The sequence below is a fragment of the Paucibacter sp. PLA-PC-4 genome (assembly GCF_026241155.1).
GTDB lineage: Bacteria > Pseudomonadota > Gammaproteobacteria > Burkholderiales > Burkholderiaceae_C > Roseateles_E.
On record NZ_JAPFGP010000007.1, the window covers coordinates 1 to 25,707 of the forward strand.

Annotated in this window: 24 protein-coding genes; 13 read left to right on the forward strand and 11 right to left on the reverse strand. The window is 64.0% G+C overall.

Annotated elements, in window-relative coordinates; all coding sequences use genetic code 11:
* The first annotated feature begins 208 nt into the window (after nucleotides 1–208).
* The 3 genes from OOZ63_RS12120 (at nucleotide 209) to OOZ63_RS12130 (ending at nucleotide 2,173) form a co-directional block, all read left to right on the forward strand.
* Nucleotides 209–715 (forward strand): hypothetical protein, encoded by a 507-nt coding sequence (locus OOZ63_RS12120; RefSeq protein WP_266005758.1) that lies wholly within the window; start codon nucleotides 209–211, stop codon nucleotides 713–715.
* A 145-nt stretch (nucleotides 716–860) separates the two neighbouring features.
* Entirely contained in the window at nucleotides 861–1,445 is a 585-nt protein-coding gene (locus OOZ63_RS12125) for a type II toxin-antitoxin system Phd/YefM family antitoxin (RefSeq protein WP_266005760.1), read from the forward strand.
* 5 nt (nucleotides 1,446–1,450) lie between these two features.
* Entirely contained in the window at nucleotides 1,451–2,173 is a 723-nt protein-coding gene (locus tag OOZ63_RS12130) for a hypothetical protein (RefSeq protein ID WP_266005761.1), read from the forward strand.
* A 32-nt stretch (nucleotides 2,174–2,205) separates the two neighbouring features.
* Here OOZ63_RS12130 and OOZ63_RS12135 read toward each other — a convergent pair whose 3' ends face one another.
* The 4 genes from OOZ63_RS12135 to OOZ63_RS12150 all read right to left on the reverse strand — a co-directional run bounded on the left by OOZ63_RS12135 (nucleotide 2,206) and on the right by OOZ63_RS12150 (nucleotide 5,343).
* On the reverse strand, nucleotides 2,206–2,838 hold the full coding sequence (locus tag OOZ63_RS12135) for a hypothetical protein (RefSeq protein ID WP_266005762.1): 633 nt from the start codon (nucleotides 2,836–2,838) through the stop codon (nucleotides 2,206–2,208).
* A gap of 353 nt (nucleotides 2,839–3,191) precedes the next feature.
* Nucleotides 3,192–4,028 (reverse strand): BPSS1780 family membrane protein, encoded by an 837-nt coding sequence (locus OOZ63_RS12140; RefSeq protein WP_266005763.1) that lies wholly within the window; start codon nucleotides 4,026–4,028, stop codon nucleotides 3,192–3,194.
* A 5-nt stretch (nucleotides 4,029–4,033) separates the two neighbouring features.
* A complete protein-coding gene (locus tag OOZ63_RS12145; RefSeq protein WP_266005764.1) occupies nucleotides 4,034–5,005 on the reverse strand; it encodes a homoserine kinase in 972 nt (323 codons plus the stop codon).
* A gap of 44 nt (nucleotides 5,006–5,049) precedes the next feature.
* Nucleotides 5,050–5,343 carry a hypothetical protein gene (locus tag OOZ63_RS12150; protein ID WP_266005765.1) on the reverse strand — a complete coding sequence of 98 codons (294 nt, stop codon included), beginning with the start codon at nucleotides 5,341–5,343 and terminating at the stop codon, nucleotides 5,050–5,052.
* Nucleotides 5,344–5,395: 52 nt separating this feature from the next.
* Between OOZ63_RS12150 and polA the strand changes: the two genes are divergently transcribed.
* A complete protein-coding gene (gene polA / locus OOZ63_RS12155) occupies nucleotides 5,396–8,155 on the forward strand; it encodes a DNA polymerase I (protein WP_266005766.1) in 2,760 nt (919 codons plus the stop codon).
* Nucleotides 8,156–8,341: 186 nt separating this feature from the next.
* Entirely contained in the window at nucleotides 8,342–8,989 is a 648-nt protein-coding gene (locus OOZ63_RS12160) for a PEP-CTERM sorting domain-containing protein (protein WP_266005768.1), read from the forward strand.
* Nucleotides 8,990–9,066: 77 nt separating this feature from the next.
* Here the strand turns inward: OOZ63_RS12160 and OOZ63_RS12165 are convergent, their stop codons facing one another.
* Both OOZ63_RS12165 and OOZ63_RS12170 read right to left on the reverse strand, forming a co-directional pair.
* The gene (locus OOZ63_RS12165) at nucleotides 9,067–9,915 is read right to left on the reverse strand and encodes a J domain-containing protein (RefSeq protein ID WP_266005770.1); all 849 of its coding nucleotides are present in this window, start codon (nucleotides 9,913–9,915) and stop codon (nucleotides 9,067–9,069) included.
* A gap of 106 nt (nucleotides 9,916–10,021) precedes the next feature.
* On the reverse strand, nucleotides 10,022–12,184 hold the full coding sequence (locus OOZ63_RS12170; RefSeq protein WP_266005772.1) for a sodium-translocating pyrophosphatase: 2,163 nt from the start codon (nucleotides 12,182–12,184) through the stop codon (nucleotides 10,022–10,024).
* Between the two features lie 213 nt (nucleotides 12,185–12,397).
* On the opposite strand from OOZ63_RS12170, the gene ppa reads away from it, so the two are divergent.
* Entirely contained in the window at nucleotides 12,398–12,937 is a 540-nt protein-coding gene (ppa, locus tag OOZ63_RS12175; RefSeq protein WP_266005773.1) for an inorganic diphosphatase, read from the forward strand.
* A 57-nt stretch (nucleotides 12,938–12,994) separates the two neighbouring features.
* On the opposite strand, the gene OOZ63_RS12180 is transcribed toward ppa, so the two are convergent.
* Nucleotides 12,995–14,155, reverse strand: a complete 1,161-nt coding sequence (locus OOZ63_RS12180; RefSeq protein WP_266005774.1) for a GNAT family N-acetyltransferase — start codon at nucleotides 14,153–14,155, stop codon at nucleotides 12,995–12,997.
* A gap of 58 nt (nucleotides 14,156–14,213) precedes the next feature.
* On the opposite strand from OOZ63_RS12180, the gene OOZ63_RS12185 reads away from it, so the two are divergent.
* The gene (locus tag OOZ63_RS12185; RefSeq protein ID WP_266005775.1) at nucleotides 14,214–16,268 is read left to right on the forward strand and encodes an NAD(+) synthase; all 2,055 of its coding nucleotides are present in this window, start codon (nucleotides 14,214–14,216) and stop codon (nucleotides 16,266–16,268) included.
* A 55-nt stretch (nucleotides 16,269–16,323) separates the two neighbouring features.
* Nucleotides 16,324–16,662, forward strand: coding sequence for a P-II family nitrogen regulator (locus OOZ63_RS12190; protein WP_102769755.1), 339 nt, complete (start codon nucleotides 16,324–16,326; stop codon nucleotides 16,660–16,662).
* A gap of 25 nt (nucleotides 16,663–16,687) precedes the next feature.
* Here the strand turns inward: OOZ63_RS12190 and OOZ63_RS12195 are convergent, their stop codons facing one another.
* The 4 genes from OOZ63_RS12195 to OOZ63_RS12210 are packed head-to-tail and all read right to left on the reverse strand — an operon-like array spanning nucleotide 16,688 to nucleotide 19,114.
* Nucleotides 16,688–17,206: an RDD family protein gene (locus OOZ63_RS12195; protein WP_266005776.1), complete on the reverse strand. Its 519-nt coding sequence runs from the start codon at nucleotides 17,204–17,206 to the stop codon at nucleotides 16,688–16,690.
* Nucleotides 17,207–17,213: 7 nt separating this feature from the next.
* Nucleotides 17,214–18,044 carry a DUF3106 domain-containing protein gene (locus tag OOZ63_RS12200; protein ID WP_266005777.1) on the reverse strand — a complete coding sequence of 277 codons (831 nt, stop codon included), beginning with the start codon at nucleotides 18,042–18,044 and terminating at the stop codon, nucleotides 17,214–17,216.
* Nucleotides 18,045–18,056: 12 nt separating this feature from the next.
* A complete protein-coding gene (locus OOZ63_RS12205) occupies nucleotides 18,057–18,551 on the reverse strand; it encodes a DUF3619 family protein (RefSeq protein ID WP_266005778.1) in 495 nt (164 codons plus the stop codon).
* Nucleotides 18,548–19,114, reverse strand: coding sequence for an RNA polymerase sigma factor (locus tag OOZ63_RS12210; protein ID WP_266005779.1), 567 nt, complete (start codon nucleotides 19,112–19,114; stop codon nucleotides 18,548–18,550). Before OOZ63_RS12210 ends, OOZ63_RS12205 begins: the two co-directional genes overlap by 4 nt.
* 255 nt (nucleotides 19,115–19,369) lie before the next feature.
* On the opposite strand from OOZ63_RS12210, the gene OOZ63_RS12215 reads away from it, so the two are divergent.
* The 5 genes from OOZ63_RS12215 to leuA all read left to right on the forward strand — a co-directional run bounded on the left by OOZ63_RS12215 (nucleotide 19,370) and on the right by leuA (nucleotide 25,695).
* Nucleotides 19,370–21,157, forward strand: a complete 1,788-nt coding sequence (locus tag OOZ63_RS12215; RefSeq protein WP_266005780.1) for an acetolactate synthase 3 catalytic subunit — start codon at nucleotides 19,370–19,372, stop codon at nucleotides 21,155–21,157.
* Nucleotides 21,158–21,316: 159 nt separating this feature from the next.
* Complete coding sequence (gene ilvN / locus OOZ63_RS12220; RefSeq protein ID WP_266005781.1) at nucleotides 21,317–21,808, forward strand: acetolactate synthase small subunit; 492 nt, start codon at nucleotides 21,317–21,319, stop codon at nucleotides 21,806–21,808.
* A 56-nt stretch (nucleotides 21,809–21,864) separates the two neighbouring features.
* Complete coding sequence (ilvC, locus tag OOZ63_RS12225; protein WP_262969595.1) at nucleotides 21,865–22,881, forward strand: ketol-acid reductoisomerase; 1,017 nt, start codon at nucleotides 21,865–21,867, stop codon at nucleotides 22,879–22,881.
* Between the two features lie 83 nt (nucleotides 22,882–22,964).
* Nucleotides 22,965–23,813 carry a CDP-diacylglycerol--serine O-phosphatidyltransferase gene (gene pssA, locus OOZ63_RS12230; protein WP_266005782.1) on the forward strand — a complete coding sequence of 283 codons (849 nt, stop codon included), beginning with the start codon at nucleotides 22,965–22,967 and terminating at the stop codon, nucleotides 23,811–23,813.
* 193 nt (nucleotides 23,814–24,006) lie between these two features.
* Nucleotides 24,007–25,695, forward strand: a complete 1,689-nt coding sequence (leuA, locus tag OOZ63_RS12235) for a 2-isopropylmalate synthase (RefSeq protein WP_266005783.1) — start codon at nucleotides 24,007–24,009, stop codon at nucleotides 25,693–25,695.
* The last annotated feature ends 12 nt before the right edge of the window (nucleotides 25,696–25,707 follow it).

Sequence of the window (25,707 nt, forward strand, 5' to 3'; positions counted from 1 at the left end):
CTCCAAAGCACCGCAGGGCGGCTTACAAAGGTAAGGTGCGACCTTTTCCTGGTCAAACAAAAACGCCCCGACAAAGACTCGGGGCGTTTTATCAGGCGCTTCGCAGATTAGGTTTTGACACGGACTGTTCGGGGCCTTGTTGCATTGCGCGCGGCATTATCTAGCTGATGTACTAGATGCCTCCCGATGGTTCTGAAACCATCGGGACATGCCGAAGAACCGAGATTACACAGGCCAGGAACGCACGCCATCGTCGATGGCATGGCTGATCGGGCAACGCGCCAAGCTACGTGGTCAGCTTGATCGATACCGCGTGCAAGAGGCCGCGCTGCCCGAGAAGATCCGCATCCTTGAAAACGAGCTTGCGTCGTTGGACGCAGTGATACCGCTTCACAAAGTCAAGGTGGACGCCAGCGCCATCATCGGCAAGAGGCCTCACCGCCCGCGGTCAGCGCCACACGGCGAGCTCAAGCGCTCATTGGTTCGATCCTTGAAGGCCGCCAAGGGCCAGCCCGTCACGACGATCGAGCTCGTGCTGCAGTTTGTCAGGCAGAACAACATCGATCTGACCAAGGTCAAGCAGGCAGACATCATGGACAGCGCACGGAAGTGCCTGAGCCCCATGGCCGACAGAGGTGTCGTGCTTCGGTGTCACCCTGTCGAGACAACCCAGCACGGAAGCTGGGCATGGGTTGAAGAGGATTCCGGCTCATGAGAAAGAACCGCGACTACACGGGTCTGGAGAGAACGCCACCTAGCCTCGCTTGGCTCTTAAAGGAGCGAGCGTCAGTGCGCGGATTGCTTGAAAAACGAAAGAAGCAGCTCGCGTCGTTGCCGCTTGGGATCTGCTGCTCGAACGCGTGACGTCGATAGACAGCGTCATCCGTCTGCACGAAGTGAATGTTGAGCCGTCGAAAATCGAAGGAGAGTTGCCCTACGGGCCTCGTGTCTACCCCAGCGGGCGGTTGAAGCCGGCAATCCTCAGCGTGGTGCTGCACAGCGCCTTGCTTGTTTCAAGTTGCGCGGTTCGCACAATCTGCGCATTCCTGGCAAAATGCGCAAACGGAGGTGATTTCATGCAGGTTGTCACAGCAACGGAAGTGAAGAACCAGCTCGGCGAGCTGTTTGATGCCGTGGAGAAAGATGCCGGCAACAGTGTTTTGATCGAGCGGAATCGGCGTCCGGCAGCGATGCTGCTTAACGCACAACTGGCTGAACGGGCTATCTTGGGTGCTTACGCGCACGGCGTACTGCCGCGCGCGGTGGCTATGCAGCAGCTCGGACTGGATTGGTATGGAGACCTGTTGCAACGCATGAATACGCAGGGCATCGACCGCCCCTCGGCACCTGAAGCTGACATGGAGGTCATGAGGAGGTCGGCCGACGATGTATTCGCTCACGTCGACGCTCCCAAGTTGCGCGCAAGCCGCACTCGCCCAGGTTGATGGCGATGGAGAAGATCAAGATCGTTCTGCCAGACACAGGGCCGCTCATCACACTGGCTCATGCGAACGCTTTGGAACTTCTTCTGGCGTTTGATGCTGACCAGGTTCAATTGGTCGTCACCGACATGGTGGAGTTCGAGGCGACGAGGCTCCGTAGCACCCATGAAGATGCACAGCGCATCGCAAGCTTCATCGAGAAAAACGCTGGTCGCATCGTCATCGAGAAGACGAACTTTGGGCAGTCGGCAATTTCCGCGGCACGGCAGCATGAACGTTACGCGGAGAGTCAGCAGATCAGAGATTACTTCGCGGCCAATGGCTGGCCACCCCCTCCAGCGGTGCCGCCCAACACTGGCGAGCTTTCAATCAATAGCTACGTGGCGGGGCTGATCGGTCAACCCCCTGGACCGCCGTGTTTGGTTATTGCAGAAGACGATTTCTTCTTGAGATCAACGCCTGGTGCTCTTCCCGGAAACGCGCACATCATCTCCACCGCGGCATTGCTTGCCAAGTTGGAGGAGTTGAATCCCAAGTTGAAAGCTCGTGACGTTCTTGATGCCGCGAAGCACTACAAAGGCAGAGATCCGAACCGGACCGAGGTTGACCAGCCAGCGCAAAAGATCAAAGGCGGAAGCGATTGGGGCTCGACGGTCAATGCAACAAACCTGACTGCCAAGCTCACAAAGAAGGCCGACCCCAAATCAAAGGATCCGAGTCGGGAACCGTAGGCTGACATGTTGAGGAGGACTTCGGCCGAGCGCTATTTGGCGATGTGCTCGGTCCGTAGGTCCGGCTCTGTCCACTTCTTGAAGAGCGCGCGGATATCGTCGCATGTCGCCGGCGGCAACTGGCTGCCGCTGAGGCGTTCACCAGCATCGGCCAGAGCTGTCATCACCGACGCAGGCAGCGTCGAACCAATCTGACCAGCTCGAAGTTCATCGCACACTTTGGAGATGTCGGGCGTGGACTGAGCCGGGATCGACACGGTTGAGCCACAGACGTCGCATAGGTGATTTGTGCGTTTGCTCGGGGGCACCCCTTCTTGGATGGCAAGGGCCGGGCCATGCTTCCGGTCCAATCCGAGCTTTGCCACCGCGCGAGGTTGGCGATCGACTGGATCGCCTCCAACAAAGCGGACTACCTTGCTACGCTGACCCATGAGCTGGCGCATCCGCGCGATCGAGCGCTTGACGCTTACTTCACCGATCTGATTGTCGACACACGCCCTCGTAGTGACTGGGCTGCCTACTTCAAAAGCACTCCTGGGCTCTCGGGCCTCGACGATGAAGAAGAGCACGTCGGTTACAGCGATGACGATCCAGATGCCCTTGCGCGGTACGAGGAGACCAAACGTCAGCGAGAGTTGGAAGACCAACCCAAACAGCCAGATCACAAAGCTGGGCGATCAAGACGGGGACTGAAGTGAGTTGGCACAGCGCTGATGCACACGGCCTAAAGCCTCCTGGTGCCCGGTCGCACTTCATGGCGCTCCAAGGGCTTTGATCATGGTGATGCCGATCGGCACCTGCAAGCTGTGCTTGACGCCAGGTATGGAGCTCCGCGACAGCCACTACATCGCTGCCGCCGACTTCAGGCAGCCCCGCGCTGAGGGCAGCGGCCGGCGTGTGCTTGCCAACAAGCGGCAAGGCAAGAGCTGTGTGGCCTCCTGCTGCGGCCATGCCGATTGCTGCTGGGCAGACGCGCGCAGCGCGGTGGCGACCCTGAGCTATCGCTGGCCGGGTCTCGTCAGGCCTTCTCGCCCGGCAGCTCGCGTGGCGCACCGAACATGAAGCAGTCGACGAAGGTGAAGTACAGCGAGGCGTAGAAAACGCTGGACAGGAACAGGCCCAGCGGCAGGGCCAGCATCGGCAGCAGCTGGCCCAGGCCCAACAGGCTGATGACCAGGCTGACCAGCAGGGCAAGCCCCACGACCAAGCCTGCCCAGACCAGCGCGTTCAGCGCGAAGGCGGCCTTGTTGCGCCAAATGCCCAGTGTGCTGGAGAACAGCGCCTGCAGCGCGCCTTGGCCACCCCAGTGCACCAGGGCTGGCGCATGCCAGAAGGGCACCGAGAGCAGCGCTGCCAGACCCAGCCGCGTCATCATGCCCCACAGCAGGCTCGGCTCGGCCAGCGCGGCCTCGACCGCCTTTTCATAGGCTGGATCATTGGCCTCGGGTTTGGCCAGCAACTGCTGCAAGGCCTCGAAGGCGCCATCGTCTACCCAGTTGCTGAGCAGCATGATCAGCACCGTGGCCAGCGCATAGGCGCCGCACAGCGCCAGTTGGGTGTTGCGGCGCTGGGGGGTGAGCTTCAGCGGCGCGAGGAAGACGGCCGCGGTGGGAGTCTGGTTCTGCAGCACCAGATGGGTGGCCAGCATGAAGCCCAGGCTCAGCAGCGGCAGCGCCATCAGCAGCAGCATCGAACCCACCACCGGCAGCAGCAGCAAGGCAATGCCCGCGAACAGAAACATCGCAAACAGACCGCTGATGGCCAGCGGCTTGCGCTGGAACACTTTGAAGCCGTGACGCACCCACAGCAGGCCGTTGCGGGCCGGTACGGTTTGCAAATGCAAAAGCATGGACATCTTTTCTAGGCCTTGATCGCGTGCCAGGGCGCGGCGATGCGCTCGCGCAGCACGCGCTCGAAATGACCGGGGTCATGGGGTTTTAGCAGGGCGGCGTCGCGCGGCAGGTGAAAGTCCCACAGCCGCGAGATCCAGAAACGCAAGGCCGCCGCGCGCAGCAGCGCCGGCAGCAGGCGGTGCTCGGTGCCGCTGAGCGGGCGCACCGATTCGTAAGCGTCGACAAAAGCCTGGGCGCGCAGCTCATCGAGACGGCCGCTGGCAAGATCAATGCACCAGTCGTTGACGCAGACGGCCAGGTCGAACAGCCAGGCGTCGACGCCGGCGAAATAAAAGTCGAAGAAGCCCGTCAGGCGCTCGCGACCGGGCAGGCCCTCGAACATCACGTTGTCGCGGAACAGGTCGGCGTGTATCGGTCCGCGTGGCAGCTCACCGTAGCTTTGCGAGGCGGCGAGCTGTTGCTGATAGCTCAGCTCGGTCTTTATCAGTTCTGTCTGATCCGGCGTCAAATAAGGCAGCACCACCGGCACGGTCTCGGTCCACCAGGGCAGGCCGCGCAGATTCGGCTGGTGCAGCGGGAAGTCCTGGCCGGCCAGATGCATGCGGGCCAGCCCCGCGCCGACCTGCTCGCAATGGAAGACGTCGGGCGCCAACTGATGGCCGCCGCGCAGGCGGTTAACCACCGCGACCGGCTTGCCGCCGATCTCATGCAGTATGGCGCCGCTGCCATCGGCCTGCGGATCGGGCACGGCCAGGCCATGGCGGGCCAGGTGCTTCATCAGCTGCAGATAAAAGGGCAGCTGCTCGAAGGACAGGCGCTCAAACACCGTCAGCACGAACTCGCCGCGGTCGGTGCTGAGGAAGTAGTTGGTGTTCTCGATGCCGGCGGTGATACCGCGCAGGGCCTGGACCTGGCCCAGGCTCAGGCGATCAACGAGGGCCTGGGCCTGCTCGTGCGTGACTTCGGTAAAAACTGCCATGTCGGAAGAGGTGGCCGGCCGCGCCGCTGGCGCGGGCGCGGTGGTCAGAAATCCAGCAGACGCCAGACGCGCTGGCCGGCGGCGCCTCGGGAGGTGTTGGCACCGGAGGAGAGGTCGCGGCTGCCATCGCCGGTAACGATCTCATAGGCCGGCAGCCTGCTGTTCTTGTGTTGGACCGTGACCTTTTGGGCTTGGCCGCGCACGCGCAGTTCCTCGACACGGGTATGGTCGTCCTCCACGACTATTTGCTGGACGCGCGCGTCGGGCGCGTCCGCAGCATGAGCGAGCGGGGCGCCGGCGGCCAGCAGCAGGGCGAGGAGGGCGGGGATTCGGTGCATGCTGCCATTCTAAGGCGGCCTGCTCTTGTGGCTTGAACGACAATCGTTGCCCATGAGCAAACCCATTCTGCTGCTGGTCGACGGCTCCAGCTATTTGTACCGCGCCTACCATGCGATGCCTGATCTGCGCGGGCCCGAGGGCGTGCCCACCGGTGCCGTCCATGGCATGGTCGCGATGATGAAAAGGCTGCGCGAGCAGATCGGTGCTGAGCATGCGGTCTGCGTGTTCGATGCCAAGGGACCTACCTTCCGCGATGAGTGGTATCCCGAGTACAAGGCCCAGCGTTCGCCGATGCCCGACCCCTTGCGCGAGCAGATCGCGCCGATCCACGAGGTGGTCAAGCTGCTGGGCTGGCCCATTCTGGAAGTGCCAGGCATCGAGGCGGACGACGCGATCGGCACGCTGGCCCGCGTCGCGGCCGAATCGGGCCACAGCGTCATTGTCTCGACCGGCGACAAGGATCTGGCCCAGCTGGTCACGCAAGATGTGACCCTGATCAACACGATGAGCAACGAAACCCTGGACGTGGCCGGCGTGCAGGCCAAGTTCGGTGTGCCCCCGGACCGCATCATCGACTACCTGACTTTGATGGGCGATGCGGTGGACAACGTGCCCGGCGTCGACAAGGTCGGCCCGAAGACGGCGGCCAAGTGGATCGCCGAGTACGGCTCGCTGGACGGCGTGATCGCCAATGCCGACAAGATTAAGGGCGTGGCCGGTGAGAACCTGCGCAAAGCGCTGGACTGGCTGCCCATGGGCCGCAAGCTGGTGACGGTCAAGCTGGACTGCGATCTGGCCGACCATGTGCCGCAGTGGCCGGCGCTGGATGCGCTGGCGCTGAAAGAGGTCGACAAGACCGGCCTGCAGGATTTCTACGCCCGCAACGGTTTCAAGACCTGGCTCAAGGAGCTGACGGTCGAGACGGCGGCACCGGCTGCCAAAGCAAAGCCAGCCGCTGCCAGCGGCGACCTGTTCGCCGACGCGCCGGCACCCGCTGCCGCCCCGGACCGCCATTACGAGACCGTGCTCAGCTGGGATCAGTTCGATGCCTGGCTGGCCCGGCTGCAGGCCGCGCCGCTGGCCGCGCTGGACACGGAGACCGATTCGCTGGAGCCGCTGCTGGCCCGCATCGTCGGCATTTCCTTCAGCGTCAAGCCAGGCGAGGCCGCCTACATCCCGCTGCGCCATGCCGGCCCGGACGCGCCCGAGCAACTGCCGCTAGACGAGGTGCTGGCCCGACTCAAGCCCTGGCTGGAGGACGAAGCCGCCGCCAAGCTCGGTCAGAACCTGAAGTACGACACCCATGTGTTTGCCAACCACGGCATCGCCTTGCGCGGCGTGCAGCACGACACCATGCTGCAGAGCTATGTGCTGGAGGCGCACAAGACCCATGGCCTGGGTGCCCTGGGCGAGCGCTATCTGGGCCGCAGCGGCCTGAGCTACGAGGACCTGTGCGGCAAGGGCGCGCACCAGATCCCGTTCGCGCAGGTCGATGTCGCCAAGGCCGCCGAGTACTCCAGCGAGGACTCCGATATGTGCCTGCAGGTGCATGAGCAGCTGTGGCCGCAATTGCAGGCCGATGCCGGCCTGCAATTCGTCTATGAGCGCATCGAGATGCCCAGCAGCGCTTTGCTGGCCCGGATCGAGCGTACCGGCGTGCTGATCGATGCCAGCCGGCTGCAGGCGCAGAGTCATGAGCTGGCCCAGCGCCTGGTGGCGATAGAGCAGGAGGCCTACAACATCGCCGGCCAGCCCTTCAATATGGGCTCGCCAAAGCAGATCGGCGAGATCCTGTTCAATAAGCTGGGCCTGCCGGTCGTCAAGAAGACCGCCACCGGCGCGGCCTCGACCGACGAGGAGGTGCTGGAGAAGCTGTCGGCCGACTACCCGCTGCCGGCGAAGATTCTTGAGTACCGCGGCCTGTCCAAGCTCAAGAGCACCTACACGGATAAATTGCCGCTGCAGATCAATGCGAGCACTGGCCGGGTCCACACCAACTACGCACAGGCGGTCGCAGTGACCGGCCGGCTGTCCAGCAACGAGCCGAATCTGCAGAACATCCCCATCCGCACCGCCGAGGGCCGGCGTGTGCGCGAGGCCTTTGTCGCGCCGCCGGGCCATGTGCTGGTCAGCGCCGACTACTCGCAAATCGAGCTGCGCATCATGGCCCACATCAGCGAGGACCCGGGCCTGCTGCGCGCCTTCAGCGAGGGCATCGATGTGCACAAGGCCACGGCCAGCGAGGTGTTCGGCGTGCCGGTGGCCGAGGTTTCGACCGAGCAACGCCGCTATGCCAAGACCATCAATTTCGGTCTCATCTATGGCATGGGCGCCTTCGGGCTGGCGAGCAGCCTGGGCATCGAGACCAAAGCGGCCAAGGACTATATCGACCGTTACTTCACCCGCTTTGCCGGCGTCAAGCAGTACATGGATTCGACGCGCGACTCGGCCCGCGAGCTCGGTTATGTGCAAACCCTGTTCGGCCGGCGCATCTACCTGCCCGAGATCAAGGGCGGCAACGGGCCGCGCAAGGCCGGCGCCGAGCGCCAGGCCATCAATGCGCCGATGCAGGGCACGGCCGCCGACTTGATCAAGCTGGCGATGATCGCGGTGCAGAAGGTGCTGGACGACGAGGGCAAGGCCACCCGCATCATCATGCAGGTGCACGATGAACTGGTGTTCGAAGTGCCTTCGTCAGAGCTGGACTGGGTTAAGACCGAGGTGCCCCGGCTGATGGCCGGCGTGGCCGCGCTGAAAGTGCCGCTGCTGGCCGAGGTGGGGGTCGGGTTGAACTGGGATGAGGCGCACTGACTGGTTTTCGATCTGGGCCCACAGGGGTCAGGTCTTGCCTAGCCCGAGGTTTCCCTTCCCCTCTTGATGGGGTTTCGGGGGAGTGCTCTGAGGCGAACCCCAATGGTCCGGGTGACGGGCTCCGATGAATATTCGGAACCGGCATTTCTTTGCCGGCAATTCGAAGTTCTTCAGGGAGATCCATCAATGAGCAATTTGAAGTTGACGCCCGGACGCGCCATCACCATTTGTGCCCTGGCGGCACTGAGTGCGTTCATGGGCTCAGTCCATGCCGCCAAGGACAGTCCATCCACAAGCCTGTCCGGGCAGACCGCGACAAGCCTTCTGAGCCCTCAGTCTCAAAGCAGTTTGGTCGTGGATGTGGCCGGTGTGACCAGCAATCATGAGTACGGCGACCCCGGCAATGTGGTGCTGGATTTTCAGGTCGGGGCCTTCGCCACCATTACCAGTATTGACTGGAGTGTGAACTTGACGGCGTTTTCGCCCAGCTGGCTGTCAGAGATGCAGCTCAGTTTTGGCGATACTGCCGGCGGTCAGTCGATCACCCTCACGCCGGGGGTGGATCCCGAGGACGAAGCGCCAGGCACCTGGAGCTATACCGGCAGTGCCAGCCTGATCGATCTGGACCTGGCCTTCCAGGTGGGTGCGGACGGCATTCTGCGTCTTCAGTTCCACGAGGCTTTCGACGATGCCTCGGTGGGTCCGGATGGAGTCTGGAACTCTGGCACCGTGACCTTTGGGGTCTCGGCCGTGCCCGAGCCCGGCAGCTACGGGATGATGGCCCTGGGCCTGGTGGCCGTCGGTGCCTGGGTGCGCCGCCGCCGGCCCGGCTGAACAAAAGACTGAGGTCTTGAATGCGGGCCCGTCGTGTCAAAGCTCGACGGGCCTGTTGCTTTTCTAGTGTTGTGGTGTCAAGAACTGATGCCCAGGCGCTCCTGGCGCCGGTGCAGAAAGGCCTGCGCCATGCCCGACTCGGGCTGCAGGCGCTGACCGATATAGAGCTCTTGGCGGCGCTCGCCGATCTGGGTGCGCAGCCGGCTGGCCATCACGGCCAGCGGGTCCAGGCCCTTGGCCTCGGCCTGGACGATGGCCTTGCAGAGCTGATGCATGGGGTGCGCGGCCAGCGCCACCAGATGGGCTTGGACGACGCGCAGCCGGCCCTGCACCGCCAGCTCGCTGCGGCGCAACCATTCGAGCACCGCATCGGCATTGCCGCCAGTGACCTTGACCGGGTGCTCCCCGGCGGCCAGCAACAGGGTTTCGAGCCGGCGGCGATCACTGGCCGCATAGGCCTCGTTGACCGTCATCATCGCCTGCTCGCGGTGGCGGCGCTCGGCATCGCTAGGCGCAAGATCGGGATGCAGGCGCATCGCAGCGCGCCGGTATAGCTGCTTGAGCGAGGGCGGAGCCAGTTCGACCAGGCCGCCCTCGGGCTCGGCTGGCGGTGGCGCCCCCATCGGCAGCTGCGGGATCTGCGGCAGTGCGGTGGCTTGCGGCGCACGTGGCTCGCGGGCATCGACACCGTTACGGCGCAGCGCTTCGTAGAGGTATTGGGTGGCGCAGAAGAGCTGCGATTCCAGCGCGTCCAGCTCCATATAGAGCGGCCCAAGGGCCTCGACATAGCGGGCGACAAAGGCCTGCACCTGATCGCGCAGCGCGCCGAACTCCTGCTCCTGCGTGCTCAGGTAGCGCTGCAGATCTCCCAGCTGGGCACGGCGGCGCGAAAGCTCGTGTGGCGTGATGGCCCGGCTGCTCATCATGGCGATAGAAATCCCTTTGTCCCTGTGCGGCTGATTGTGAGGCCTGGCGGGCCAGCTTCAAAGTAGAAACAGCCCGCATGCGGGCTGTTTTTTTGAGGCTTGGTGCTCAGGGCTGGGAGGCCGGCGCGCTGGGGGGCAGTGCCGCTGGCTCGGAAGCCGCGAGCGCTGGGGCTGGCGCCTGCGCGGCCGGGGCCTCGAGCGGCACCGGCGCGGCCGGCTTGGTGCTGGCAGCAGTCATCGGCAGCAGCGGCACGATCAGCAGCGCGACGATGTTGATGATCTTGATCAGCGGGTTGACGGCCGGACCGGCGGTGTCCTTGTAGGGATCGCCGACGGTGTCGCCGGTGACCGCCGCCTTGTGGGCCTCGCTGCCCTTGCCGCCGTGGTGGCCGTCCTCGATGTACTTCTTGGCGTTGTCCCAAGCGCCGCCGCCGGTGCACATCGAGATCGCGACGAACAGCCCGGTGACGATGGTGCCCATCAAGAGCCCGCCCAGCGCGGCAGGGCCCAGCAGCAGGCCGACCAGAATCGGCACGACCACCGGCAGCAGCGAGGGAACGACCATCTCCTTGATCGCAGCCGAGGTCAGCATGTCGACCGCCGCGCTGTAGTCGGGTTTGCGCTGACCGGCCATGATCTGGCCGTCCTGGAATTGGCGGCGCACCTCGACCACGACCGAGCCTGCCGCGCGGCCTACCGCCTCCATCGCCATTGCACCGAACAGATAAGGGATCAGGCCGCCGATGAACAGGCCGACAATCACCTTGGGATCGCTCAGGTCGAAGGCGATGCTCATGCCGCGCGCCTCCAGTGAGTGGGTGTAGTCGGCAAACAGCACCAGCGCGGCCAAGCCGGCCGAGCCGATCGCATAGCCCTTGGTCACGGCCTTGGTGGTGTTGCCCACCGCGTCCAGCGGGTCGGTCACATCGCGCACGCTCTTGGGCAGCTCGGCCATCTCGGCGATGCCGCCAGCGTTGTCGGTGATCGGGCCGTAGGCGTCGAGCGCGACGACGATCCCGGCCATGCTCAGCATCGCGGTGGCGGCCACCGCAATCCCGTAGAGGCCGGCCAGCTGGTAAGCGGCAATGATCGCCAGGCAGACGAACAGCACCGGCCAGGCGGTCGAGCGCATCGACACGCCCAGGCCGGCGATGATGTTGGTGCCGTGACCGGTGGTCGAAGCCTGGGCGATGTGCTTGACCGGCGAGTACTGGGTGCCGGTGTAGAACTCGGTGATCCAGACCAGGGCTGCAGTCAGCACCAGACCCACGGCGCAGGCACCGAAAAGGCGCAGCTGGGTGCCCGCGCCGAGCGCGTCATCGGGCATCGCCGCCTTGGTGACGAAGTAAAAGGCGATCAGCGACAGCACGCCGGCCACCGCCAGGCCCTTGTAGAGCGCCGGCATCACGTTCTTCATGCCCGGCGAGGCCTTGACGAAGCCGCAGCCGATGATGGAGGCGATGATGGAGACGCCGCCCAGCAGCAGCGGGTAGATCACGGCCGCCATTGGCGCCGCAGTTACGACCAGCGCGCCCAGCGCCATCGTCGCGATCAGGGTGACCGCATAGGTCTCGAACAGATCGGCCGCCATGCCGGCGCAGTCGCCGACGTTGTCGCCGACGTTGTCGGCGATCACGGCCGGGTTGCGCGGGTCATCCTCGGGGATGCCGGCCTCGACCTTGCCGACCAGATCGGCGCCGACATCGGCGCCCTTGGTGAAGATGCCGCCGCCCAGGCGCGCGAAGATCGAGATCAGCGAGGAGCCGAAGGCAAAGCCCAGCAGCGGCTTCAGGGTGGCCGGATCAACCTTCTCGCCGCCGCTCAGATACCAGAAGAACAGGCCCACGCCCAACAGGCCCAGGCCGACGACCAGCATCCCGGTGATGGCGCCGCCCTTGAAGGCGACATTGAGCGCCGGGCCTATGCCCTGGGTGGCGGCCTGGGCGGTGCGTACATTGGCGCGCACCGAGACGTTCATGCCGATGAAGCCGCAGGCGCCGGACAGCACCGCACCGATCACGAAGCCGATGGCCGAGGTCAGGTCCAGGAAGACTGCGATCAACACAGCCAGCACGACGCCGACAACGGAGATCGTCTTGTATTGACGGGCCAGATAGGCGGCCGCACCCTGCTGGATGGCGGAGGCGATTTCTTGCATGCGGGCGTTGCCCGCGTCCTGACTCAGGATCCAGCTGCGTTGAATAAACCCATACAAGACTGCGGCTAGGCCGCAGGCCAGCGCGAAGTACAGCGCCAAACTCGTCGACATGTAGATGTCTCCTCTGTTGTATCTGCCGTTTTGGATGAACGCCCGCACACAACGCCAGTCCCGCACGCTTGAACAGGTCGGTCGGCGCATGCTAAGGGAGCGGCCAGCCCCGGCGATTGAGCGTTTACCAGTGGGTGGGTCGCCGACACGGGTGTCAGGCCCCGGCAAGGGCTGCCGCTAGAATTCGGGTTTCCCCCTGGCGTTTCAAAAATCATGAGCCTGCACAACGTGACCCCCGGCGCCAAGGCGCCCGAGCAATTCAATGTCGTCATCGAAATCCCGATGAACGCCGATCCGATCAAGTACGAGGTCGACAAGGAAAGCGGCGCGCTGTTCGTCGACCGCTTCATGACGACGGCCATGCACTACCCCTGCAACTACGGCTACATCCCGCGCACGCTGGCCGATGACGGCGATCCGGTTGACGTGCTTGTGATCACGCCGTTCGCGCTGACTCCGGGCGTGGTCGTGACCTGCCGGGCCATCGGTGTGCTGCAGATGGACGATGAAGCCGGCGGCGACGCCAAACTGCTGGCCGTACCGATCGACAAGGTGCTGCCGATCTACTCGCACTGGCAAAAGCCCGAAGACATCAACCAGATGCGCCTGAAGGCCATCCAGCACTTCTTCGAGCATTACAAGGACCTGGAAGCCGGCAAGTGGGTCAAGGTCAAGGGCTGGGAAGGCCCGGAGGCCGCCAAGGCCGAGATCGTGTCCGGTCTGGCCAACTTCGCCAAGGCCGAACAGAAGTAAAGAGAAGCAAGACCTGTCCCCGGTCGAATCAAGCCCCGCTCACAAGTCGGGGCTTTTTTACGCCTTGAAGGGGCGGTGATCTTCCAGTTCGTTGACATAGCCACGCATGGCCTGACCCTCTCTGGCCAGAAAATCCCCGACCGCGTCGCGAAAGTCCGGGTGGGCCAGCCAGTGGCTGGAGCCGGTGGCCACCGGCATCAGCCCGCGGGCCATCTTGTGCTCGCCCTGGGCGCCGCCCTCGAAGCTGTGAAAACCGTTGTCTATGCACCAAGCCAGTGGCTGGTAGTAGCAGGCGTCGAAGTGCAGGCAGGAGATGGTCTGTGTGGCGCCCCAGTAGCGGCCATAGGCATGGCCGCGCTCGGGGTCAAGCGCGATCAACGATGCCGCCACCCGCTCCTCACCCCGCCGGGCGATGAAGAGCAGCCAGTTCTCGGCCATGGTCTCGGCCATGGCCTGGAAGAAGGCCCGCGTCAGATAGGGCGTGCTGTGATGGGCACGGTAGGTCAGCCGGTAGCAGTGGTAGAAGAAATCCCAGTCCTCGGCTCGGATCTGCGCGCCACGGCGTGCCTCGAAGACGACGCCGGCCTCGCGCACCTTGCGCTGCTCCTGTTGGACCTTCTTGCGCTTGTCGCGCTGCATCGTGGCCAGGAACTCCTCGAACGAGCCATACGGCAGGGGTTCTCGATTGCGCCAATGGAACTGCACGCCGCTGCGCGCCATCCAGCCCTGCTCCTGCGCGGCGAGCTGGTCCCGCACGTCGCCGAACAGCAGATGAGCCGAGGACAGGCCCTGCTGCTCGGCCAGCGCCTGCAGGCCGCGTATGAGCAGGGCGCGGGCCTCGTCATCGCGCGCCAGCAGCCGGCTGCCCGGCACGGGCGTGAAGGGCACGGCCACCAGCAGCTTGGGGTAGTAATCCAGGCCATGGCGGCGGTAGGCATCGGCCCAGGCCCAGTCGAACACATACTCGCCGTAGGAGTGGCTCTTCAGATAGGCCGGGCAAGCGGCGATCAGGGTCTGCTCGTTGTCCCAGGCGCTGACAAAGAGTGGCTGCCAGCCGGTGGCCTGGACGGCCGATTCGGAGCCGTGCAGGGCCTGGAGGTATTCGTGCCGCATGAAAGGCGTCGGCCGGGCCGAGGCCGTCAGCAAGGCGTTCCAGGCTTCGGGCGCCAGGGCGAGGGGGCTGTCATCAACGCGCAGCGTCGCAGGGGATGGTTTCATGGATGAACAAATCTTAGGGGCAAGCGCAATTCCTTCGCTTTGATGGCAGGATTCGTCCATGCGTTTTGACAATCTCTACAACCACGATTTCGCCCGCGTCGCCGTCGGCGTGCCGCTGTGCCGGGTCGCAGATCCGAGCTACAACGGCCAGCAGACCGCCGCGCTCTTGATCGAGGCTGCCGCTAGCGGTGCTGCCGTGGCGGCCTTCCCAGAACTGGGCCTCTCGAGCTATAGCTGCGACGACTTGTTCCATCAGCGGGCCCTGCTGGACGGCTGCGAAGCCGCGCTGGCAGCGGTGCTGCGGGCCTCGGAATCGCTGCCGACGCTGGCCATCGTCGGCATGCCGCTGCGGGTCGAACAGCGTCTTTTCAACTGTGCTGTGGTGCTGCAACGGGGCCGGCTGCTGGGCGTCGTGCCCAAGACCTACCTGCCCAATTACGGCGAGTTCTACGAAGCGCGGCAGTTCTGTGCGGCTGAGGAGGCCACCGTCAGCGAGATCACGCTGCTGGGCCAGCGTGTGCCTTTCGGCAGCCAGCAGCTGTTTGCGGCCGCCGATCTGCCGCTGCTGCGCGTGCATGTGGAGATCTGCGAAGACGTCTGGACGCCGATCCCGCCGTCCTCCTTCGCGGCGCTGGCCGGCGCGACCGTGCTGGTCAATTTGTCGGCGTCGAATGTCATCGTCGGCAAGGCCAACTACCGTCGCCAACTGGTCGCGCAGCAGTCGGCACGCTGCCTGGCGGCGTATGTCTACAGCTCGGCTGGTGCCGGCGAATCGAGCACCGATCTGGCCTGGGACGGCCAAGCGCTGATCTACGAGAACGGCGAGGCGCTGGCCGAGTCGGCACGCTTTCAGCGTCGCTCGCAGCTGATCACGGCCGATGTCGACCTGGAGCGTCTGGCGCGCGAGCGCATGCGCCAGACCAGCTTCGGCCAGTCGGTGCGTAGCCACGCCGGCGCCGTCAAGGCACATCGCACGACCGAGTTTGATCTGGACATCGATCGCCAAGCGCCGCTGGCCTTGCAGCGCAGGATCGAGCGTTTCCCCTATGTGCCGGCCGATCGCGGCCGCCGCGACGAGCGTTGCGAGGAGGTCTATAACATCCAGGTGCAAGCCCTGGTGCAGCGCCTGGCCTCCAGCGGCATTGCCAAGCTGGTCATCGGCGTGTCCGGCGGGCTCGACTCCACCCATGCCTTGTTGGTCGCCGCGCGGGCGATGGACCAACTGGGCTTGCCGCGCAGTCATATCCTGGGCTACACCATGCCCGGCTATGCGACCGGCAAGCGCACCCTCGACCAGGCCTGGCGGCTGATGCGAGCCATCGGCTGCACAGCGTCCGAGATCGATATCCGACCTAGCTGCGAGCAGATGTTGAAGGATCTGGGTCATCCCTATGCGGACGGCAAACCGGTCTATGACATCACCTTTGAGAACGTGCAGGCCGGCGAGCGCACCAACCACTTGTTCCGCCTGGCCAACCACCAGGGCGCGCTGGTGCTGGGCACCGGGGATCTGAGCGAGCTCGCCCTGGGCTGGTGCACCTACGGCGTGGGCGATCACATGTCCCACTACAACGTCAATGCCAGCGTGCCCAAGACCCTGATCAAGTACCTGGTGCGCTGGGTGGCGGAGACTGGGCAACTGGGCGAGGCTGACCACCGGGTGCTGCTCGACATCCTGGACACCGAGATCAGCCCGGAGCTGGTTCCGGTCACAGCCGGTTCGCCCGGCGAGGATCAGGTCTTGCAAAGCACCGAGGCCATGATCGGGCCCTACGAGTTGCAGGACTTCCACCTGTTTTACACGCTTCGACATGGCTATGCGCCGAGCAAGATCGCCTTCTTGGCGCGCCATGCCTGGGGCTCGCGCGAGCGCGGAGCCTGGCCCGACGAGGCCCATGTGCAGCGCAACGAGTACGCACTGGCTGAGATCAAGCGGGTGCTGCGCATCTTTGTGCAGCGTTTCTTTAAAGGCAGCCAATTCAAGCGCAGCTGTGTGCCTAATGCGCCCAAGGTCGGCAGCGGCGGCTCGCTGTCGCCACGGGGCGACTGGCGTGCGCCCAGCGATTCGGAGTCGGCCATCTGGCTGAGCGATCTCGATCGCATCCCCGATTAGCCCCCGGGTTCGTGCTTAAATCACAACCAGTTCAATTCCCCTCGGAGCCCTCGCCATGAAGCAAATCACCGCCATCATCAAGCCCTTCAAGCTGGACGAGGTCCGTGAGTCGCTGGCAGAGGTAGGCGCATCGGGTCTGACGGTGACCGAGGTCAAGGGCTTTGGGCGTCAGAAAGGTCACACCGAGCTGTACCGCGGCGCCGAGTACGTGGTCGACTTCCTGCCCAAGGTCAAGGTCGAAGTGGTGGTCAAGGATGAGGATGTCGAGCGCTGCATCGACGCTATCTTGAAGGCTGCGAAGACCGGCAAAATCGGTGATGGCAAGATCTTCGTGACCCCAGTCGAGCAGGTGGTGCGCATTCGCACCGGCGAGACCGACGAAGCGGCCGTCTGAGCGCTGCGGCTGTGCCGCGTCAGCTTCAGCGCTTGACCGGGCGCTGTGTGATCAGCCGGGTGCCACAGATCGCGTCGTGAAGGAACTGGCGCTGCGGATGCAGCCAGGCCAGCGCCGCGTAGGCGAGCACACCGGCGAACAGGCTGCCGAAGATCGCACCCAGGCCATGCAGGCCCAGGAGCCAGACGCTCAGCAGCGCAGGCAAAAACCACAGCCAGCTCAGCACATAGCGCGCCAGTGCGCGCCACTGACCCAGCGGGCGCTGCTGGTTGTCGACGACGCGGATATGCCAGGCCTTCATTGCTACCGTCTGGCCGCCGTGCGACCAGAACCAGACGAAGTAAATGCCCAGCACGATGAACAAGAAGGCCTGCAGCCCATGCTGGCCCTGCATCGCATGGCGCTGCTGAGTCAGAGTCGAGTACAGATAGCCTGAGATGAAGACCACACCAAACAGCAGCACGCCTTCGTAAATGAAGCAGGCCAGGCGGCGGGCCACGCCGGGGGCGTCGTCGCCGGCCGCGCCGCGAGAAGATTCAGTCATCGGTGGATCAATTGTTGTCTGAGGCGCGTGGCCGGGCAGGCTTGGGCAGCAAGGTAGCGCTGTCGACCAAGCTGGCATCGAAGCCGGGCTTGGCCCGGCCTGTCGGACGTTGAGCGCCCTTGCCCTGGCTGATCAGCACTGTGCTGGCGCCGGGCTTGGCTTGCAGCAGCGTCGGGCCCAGCGGCAGCTCGGGCTGGTTCTTGGGAAGCACAGGGACCATCAGCGGCGTTGCCGTGGGTGGCGCCGGCGACTTGGTGGCCGGACGTGCGCCCGGCTTGCCGCCGCCGCCGGGCTGACTCAGCTTCTGGGCGGCCTTGTCAGCCAGTTCCTGGCGACGCTCGGTGGGCAGGGCCTGGTAGGCCTCCCACTTGGCCTGTCGCTCATCGGCCTTGAGCTCGCGCGCGGCGCGAAAACCCAGGCGGGCCTGTTGGCGCTCTGCCGGGCTCAGCTTGGCCCAGCTGCTGATGCGCTCCTGCACGCGTAGCTGCTCATCGGCCGGCAGGCTGGGATAGCGGGCCGCCAGTTCCAGCCACTTGCCCTTGCGGGACGGGTCCATCTCGCTCCACTCGCCCTCCAATGCCGCGAGCAGATGTTGCTGGCCGGGGTTCAGTGTCTGCCACTGAGCGCTGGAATCGGCGGTGGCTGGCTTTTTGACCGGGTACGCTGCGGAGGCTGCGACAGCCGGCTCAGATGGCTGCGTCGTCTCCGTGCCGGTCGGCGGCGGCACTTGGGCCTGGGCCGAGGCAATCAGCACGGCGGCGCTGAAGGCCCGCAGTGTGAAACGGGAGCGGGGGGAGAGGGGAAGGGCTGAGTGCAGCGCCGGGGCAGGACATGTCATGCGGCCGGCTCGTTACTTCTGCTCGCGCGCTTGCTGTTGCTGCTGCTCGGGCGGCTGCTGAGCCTGCTCCTCGTCGCTGAGGTACTCCCTGAAGCCCGGGTCGCCATAGGCGGCCGGCGGCAACTGGTCGGACAGCAAGGCGGCATCCACTTCGGCGGCAGCGGTGATCTGCTGGTACCACTGGCTGTGCTGGATCAGCAGCAGGCCCAGGACCAGCAGCAGCAAGGGCAGCAAGGAGGCCAGCTTGAGCCAACGGCCGCCGCCGGGGCCGCGCAAGGCCAGGCTCGCGCCGCCTTGCTGCACCGCTTCGGTGGCGAGCTGCGGCTGCGCGGCGCGCGCGCTGCGCGCTTTCAGCAGCGCCTGCTCGCGAGCAAAGCGCAGCCGCTCGCTAACGTCTTGCGACAGATGCTCACCCTGTTCGGTCAAGCCTGCGGCGACGCGCAGGCCAAAGCGAGACACGAGGGTGTCCTGCTCTTGTGCGAGATGCGAACGCTGAGGCTTGTTCATAGTGTGATTCCCTTGGCCTTCAATGATTTTGCAAGCGAATGGACGGCCCGGGAGCAATGCGTCTTGACACTGCCCTCCGAGCACCCCATCACGGATGCGGTCTCCGCCACATCCAGCTCTTCCCAGTAACGCAGCAAGAAGGCTTCGCGTTGACGTGTTGGCAACTCCGAAACTTCCTTGTCGATTGCCTGCAGGACTTGCTGCCTCGACACTTCATCTGCCGCGCTCAGCGCCCCGAGGGCACCATCGCGGGTTTCGAGTGATTCCAGCAGGTCGAAGTCGCCGTCGGCATCCGCAGACTCGAAGTCTGACATGTTCTGCATCACGGCGCGCCGCACCTTTTGCCGGCGAAACCAGTCCATCGTCGCGTTCGACAAGATGCGCTGGAACAACAGCGGCAGCTCTGCCGCCGGGCGGTCGAAGTATTTTTCGGCCAGGCGGATCATGGCGTCCTGCACGATGTCCAGGGCGGCATCGTCGTCGCGCACCATATAGGCGCTGCGTTTGAACGCCCTTTTTTCGACGCTGCGGAGGAATTCGTTGAGTTCTTTTTCGGTGGCCAAAAGTTTGGCGGGCGAGCCCTGAGCTGGCGAAAACGCCGCGAATTATTGCATTAGGCCCGTCAGTCTTCATCGAAATGGCGAATAAGCGGCAAGTCCGTGCATAATGCTGCTTCGCACAAGAGCTGAATTTGGTCTTTAGCTGGCCGCCCGACTGGGGCGCCACCTTTTTGATCGCGCAGGCTCCACATCCGCCTCACGAGGGCGCGAGAAGGAGCACCAATGGTTTTTCGTCAGAGAAATTCACAGAGGTTCGAAATGGACATGTCTAGCGCGGAAGTCAAGCGTGCCACCGCGGCACAACTGCATTCCCCCTCATCTTCCCCCGTGTCTTCGGAGCTCAACGGCTCGGAGATCCTCGTTCGCTGCCTGCAGGCCGAAGGTGTCAAGTACCTTTGGGGCTACCCGGGCGGCGCAGTGCTGTACATCTACGACGCACTGTACAAACAAGACACCATCCAGCATGTGCTGGTGCGCCATGAGCAAGCAGCGGTCCATGCGGCCGACGGCTATGCCCGTGCCACCGGCGATGTCGGCGTGGCCCTGGTGACCTCGGGTCCCGGCGTCACCAATGCGATCACCGGCATCGCGACCGCCTACATGGACTCGATTCCGATGGTGATCGTGACCGGCCAGGTGCCGACACCGGCCATCGGACTGGACGCGTTCCAAGAATGCGACACCGTTGGCATCACCCGCCCCATCGTCAAGCACAACTTCCTGGTCAAGGATGTGCGCGATCTGGCGATGACGATGAAAAAGGCCTTTCACATCGCCCGCACCGGCCGGCCCGGCCCGGTTGTGGTGGATATCCCGAAGGATGTGTCGCTGTACAAGACGCACTTCGCCTATCCGCAGCATGTGGAGATGCGCAGCTACAACCCGGTGCGCAAGGGCCATTCGGGCCAGATCCGCAAGGCCGTGCAGCTGCTCTTGCAGGCCAAGCGCCCCTATATCTACACCGGCGGTGGCGTGGTGCTGGGCGAGGCCTCGGCCGAGCTGCGCGAGCTGGTGAACCTGCTGGGCTATCCCTGCACCAACACCCTGATGGGTCTGGGTGCGATGCCTGCCAGCGACCCGCGCTTTCTGGGTATGCTGGGCATGCACGGCACTTACGAAGCGAATATGACGATGCAGAACTGTGATGTTCTGCTGGCCGTCGGCGCCCGCTTTGACGACCGAGTGATCGGCAACCCGCAGCATTTCGGCTCGGTCGAGCGCAAGATCATCCATGTGGACATCGACCCCTCGTCGATCTCCAAGCGGGTGAGGGTGGACATTCCCATCGTCGGTGACGTCAAGGACGTGCTGCAGGAGCTGATCCATCAGCTCAAGGAAGCCCAAGCCAAGCCCGACAGCCAGGCTTTGAACAGCTGGTGGAGCCAAATCAACGAGTGGCGTGGTCGCGATTGCCTGGCCTATGACAAGGACAGCGCCGTCATCAAGCCGCAGATGGTGGTCCAGACGCTGTGGAACCTGACCCGCAACCGCGACACTTATGTGACCTCGGACGTCGGGCAGCATCAAATGTGGGCCGCGCAGTTCTACGGCTTCGAGGAGCCGCGCCGCTGGATCAACTCTGGCGGCCTGGGCACCATGGGGGTGGGCCTGCCCTATGCGATGGGTATCAAGCTGGCCAAGCCGGAATCGGATGTGTTTTGCATCACCGGTGAAGGCTCGATCCAGATGTGCATCCAGGAGCTGTCGACCTGCAAGCAGTACAACACGCCGGTCAAGGTCGTCTCGCTGAACAACCGCTACCTGGGCATGGTGCGCCAGTGGCAGGAGCTGGACTACGGCAAGCGCTACTCGCACAGCTATATGGAAGCGCTGCCTGACTTCGTCAAGCTGGCCGAGGCCTATGGCCACGTCGGCCTGCTGGTGGAGAAGCCCGGCGATGTCGAGGGCGCGCTGCGCGAGGCGATGCGTCTGAAGGATCGCACGGTGTTCCTGGACATCCGCACCGATCCGACCGAGAACGTCTGGCCCATGGTCAAGGCGGGCAAGGGCATCTCGGAAATGCTGCTGGGGTCCGAAGACCTCTGAGTTTCGACAAGCCAGGCCGGGGCTGCTGCGTTACCGCGCAGCGCCGAAAGTCTGGTCGACGAATCCCAAGGCCCGGACCGACTCCCTTTCAATCGAAGAGCGTGGCCAAGAGCCGTCGGTTACCGCCGCCGGCTTGAAGAGCGCGAAGGACGAGACTCTATGAAACACATCATTGCACTGCTCATCGAGAACGAGCCGGGCGCGCTGTCGCGCGTCGTCGCACTGTTCTCGGCCCGCGGCTACAACATCGAGAGCCTGACGGTGGCGCCCACCGAGGATTCCTCGCTGTCGCGCATGACCATCGTCACGACCGGCTCGGACGAGGTGATCGAGCAGATCACCAAGCATCTGAACCGCCTGATCGAGGTGGTCAAGGTGGTCGACCTGACCGAGGGGAACTTCACCGAACGCGAGCTGATGCTCATCAAGGTGCGGGCGGTCGGCAAGGAGCGCGAGGAGATGAAGCGCACCGCCGACATCTTCCGTGGCCGCGTCATCGACGTCACCGAGAAGACTTACACGATCGAGCTGACCGGCACGGCCTCCAAGCTCGACGCCTTCATCGGCGCGCTGGACCGCGGCTCCATCCTGGAGACGGTGCGCACCGGCACCAGCGGCATCGGCCGTGGTGAGCGCATCCTTCGCGTCTGAGTTTCTAGATTTTCCCCACCCAACAACCCCCGACCCGTTTTTTCCTGGAGCACGACATGAACGTTTATTACGACAAGGACGCCGACCTGAGCCTGATCAAAGGCAAGAACGTCACCATCATCGGCTACGGCTCACAAGGCCATGCCCATGCGCAAAATCTCAACGACAGCGGCGTCAAGGTCACCGTCGGTCTGCGCCGCGGCGGCGCTTCCTGGGCCAAGGCCGAGAACGCCGGCCTGAAGGTCGCCGAGATCGCTGATGCGGTCAAGGCAGCCGACGTCGTGATGATTCTGCTGCCCGATGAACAAATCGCCGAGGTCTACAAGCGCGAAGTCGAGCCCAATATCAAGCAAGGCGCCTCGTTGGCTTTCGCCCACGGCTTCAATGTCCACTACGGCCAAGTCACGCCGCGTGCCGACCTGGACGTCTGGATGGTCGCCCCCAAGGCCCCCGGCCATACGGTGCGCGGCACCTACACCCAAGGTGGCGGCGTGCCCCACCTGATCGCCGTCTATGCCGACAAGACCGGCAAGGCCCGTGATCTTGCGCTGAGCTACGCCTCGGCCAACGGTGGCGGCAAGGCCGGCATCATCGAGACCAACTTCCGCGAAGAGACCGAAACCGATCTGTTTGGCGAGCAGGCCGTGCTCTGCGGCGGAGCCGTCGAGCTGATCAAGGCCGGTTTTGAGACCCTGGTGGAAGCCGGCTACGCGCCCGAGATGGCCTACTTCGAGTGCCTGCACGAGCTCAAGCTGATCGTCGATCTGATTTATGAAGGCGGTATCGCCAACATGAACTACTCGATCTCCAACAATGCGGAGTACGGCGAGTACGTGACCGGTCCCAAGGTCGTCACCGAAGCCACCAAGGAGGCGATGCGCCAGTGCCTCAAGGACATCCAGACCGGCGAGTACGCCAAGAGCTTCATCCTCGAGAACAAGGCCGGCGCACCGACCTTGCTGAGCCGTCGCCGCCTGACCTCGGAGCACCAGATTGAGCAGGTCGGCGAGAAGCTGCGCGCGATGATGCCCTGGATCAAGAAGAATCGCCTGGTCGACCAAAGCAAGAACTGATCCGGCAATCCGGATTCGAAAGCCGCGAAGCCCTCAGGCCTCGCGGCTTTTTCTTTGAATTGCCTGTTGTATCCTCCCGCCCCATGACCGAATCGAACAAGAAGAGCCCGACCGAGCTGCTGGACGAGGACGAAGACACCGTGGCGGCTCCGGTGCGCCCGCGTCGCAAGGGCATTTATGTGCTGCCCAATGCCATCACGCTGGCAGCCCTGTTCTCCGGCTTCTACGCGATCGTGATGTCGATGAATGGCCGCTTCGAGCTGGCCTGCATCGCGATCTTCTGCGCCGCGGTCCTCGACAGTCTGGACGGCCGCGTCGCGCGCATGACCAATGCGCAGAGCGCATTCGGCGAGCAAATGGACAGCCTGTCGGACATGGTCAGCTTTGGCGCGGCGCCCGCGCTGATCGTCTATGTCTGGGCGTTCAAGGACATGGGCAAGCTCGGCTGGATTCCATCCTTTGTCTATATCTCGGGCGCGGCGCTGCGTCTGGCGCGCTTTAACGTCAATATCGGCGTGGTCGACAAACGCTTCTTCCAGGGCCTGCCCAGCCCGGCCGCCGCGGCCATCGTGATCGGCATGATCTGGGCCTTTGATGACTATGGATTCAAGCAAGTCACCCATCTGCCGTGGGTGGTCTGGACGGCGTTTGGGATGACCTTGTTCGCGGGCTTGTCAATGGTGACCAACGCGCCGTTCTACAGTTTCAAGGTCGTCGGCGCCCGGCGCACCGTGCCCTTCGTGGTGCTGGTCGCGATCGCGCTGGCCATCGTGCTGATCAGCCAGAACCCACCGCTCGGACTGTTCGCGATCTTCTGCGCCTATGGCCTGTCGGGTTATGTGATCTATTTCTGGCGCAAGGCCAAGGGCAAGCAGGTCAGCATGATCGCCACATCGACCGACGAGCCCGATGAGCAGGGCCTGCATCGCTGAGCTCACGTGCTATATTTACGATCTATGAAGACCTTGTCCGTGACCGCGCTGCTACTACTAGGTGAACCTCGGGTTCGCTGATCGCGCACGTCCAAGCGTTTTTGATCTCAACGGCCCGTATGCACCCTGCAGCGGGCCGTTGGTCTTTTCGAGTCTGCAGGTTGCGAACCAGACTCACCAGGAAGCAAGATCCATGTTGAAGCAACCCAACGTCAAGTACCGCGCCTTCGCGCCGATCGGTCTGCGCGACCGGACCTGGCCGGACGCCCAGCTCAGCCGCGCACCGATCTGGCTGAGCACCGATCTGCGTGACGGCAACCAGGCCCTGATCGAGCCGATGGATGCCGAGCGCAAGCTGCGCATGTTCGAGATGCTGGTGCGTATCGGCTTCAAGGAGATCGAGGTCGGTTTCCCCTCGGCCTCGCAGACCGATTTCGACTTCGTGCGCCTGCTGATCGAGAGAAACCTCATCCCGAACGACGTGACCATCCAGGTGCTGACCCAGGCGCGCCAGCCGCTGATCGAGCGCACCTTCGAGTCGCTGCGCGGCGCGCGCAGAGTCATCGTTCATCTGTACAACGCGGTCGCGCCGGTGATGCGCAAGGTCGTCTTGGGCATGGACGAGGACCAGATCGTCGAGCTGGCCGTCACGCACACACAGATGATCCGGCGCATGGCTGCTGATCAGCCGGATACCGAGTTCCAGTTTCAGTACTCGCCCGAGATGTTCTCCGGCACGGAGCTGGCGTTCTCCAAGCGCGTTGTCGATGCGGTGACCCAGGCCTGGGACGCGACGCCCGAGCGCAAGGTCATCATCAACTTGCCGGCCACCGTCGAGCATTCGACGCCGAACATCTTTGCCGACATGGTCGAGTGGATGCACCGCCATATCGAACGCCGCGATAGCGTCGTGCTGTCCATTCATCCGCACAATGACCGCGGCACCGGCACGGCTGCGGCCGAGTTCGCACTGATGGCCGGTGGCGACCGCATCGAGGGCTGCCTGTTCGGCAGCGGCGAGCGCACCGGCAATGTCGACATCGTCAACATCGCGCTGAATCTCTACACGCAGGGCATTTCGCCCGAGCTGGACTTCTCCGACATTGACGAGGTGCGCCGCTGCGCCGAGCACTGCACTCAGCTGCCAGTGCATCCGCGCCATCCCTATGCCGGCGATCTGGTCTACACCTCGTTCTCGGGTTCGCATCAGGACGCGATCAAGAAGGCCTTTGCCGCCCGCAAAGACGGCGACATCTGGGACATGCCTTATCTGCCGGTCGATCCGAAGGACCTGGGCCGCAGCTATGACGCGGTCATACGCGTGAACAGCCAGTCGGGCAAGGGCGGCATCGCCTATTTGCTGGAGGCCGAGTACGGGGTCGAACTGCCGCGCCGCCTGCAGATCGAGTTCAGCCAGGCCGTGCAGGCCGTGATGGACGACAGCGGCAAGGAACTCAGCGCCGCCGACATCTGGGGTATCTTCGACCGCGAATACGGCATCAGCGCCGGTGCGGCCCTGCATCCGTCAATCAGCGAGTCGGCCGAGGGCCGGGTCAGCCTGCGCGCCAGCGCCGATTTGCGCGAGCGACAGCTGCAAGTGCAGGGTGAGGGCAGCGGGCCCATCGACGCCTTCATCAACGGTCTGAACGCCCAGCTGGCCTCGGCCGTGCGCGTGCTCGACTATCACGAGCATTCGATCGGCAGCGGTGCGGACGCCAAGGCTGTGGCCTATCTGGAGCTGCGCATCGGCGACGCGCTGACACTGTTCGGTGTCGGCATCGACGCCAACATCGTCTCGGCCTCGTTGAAGGCCATCAGCTCCGGCCTGCGCCGTGCCGCGCAGCGTGGCCAGCTGCAGTTCGCCACCTCCGTAACCGCCTGAGTACATCTATTG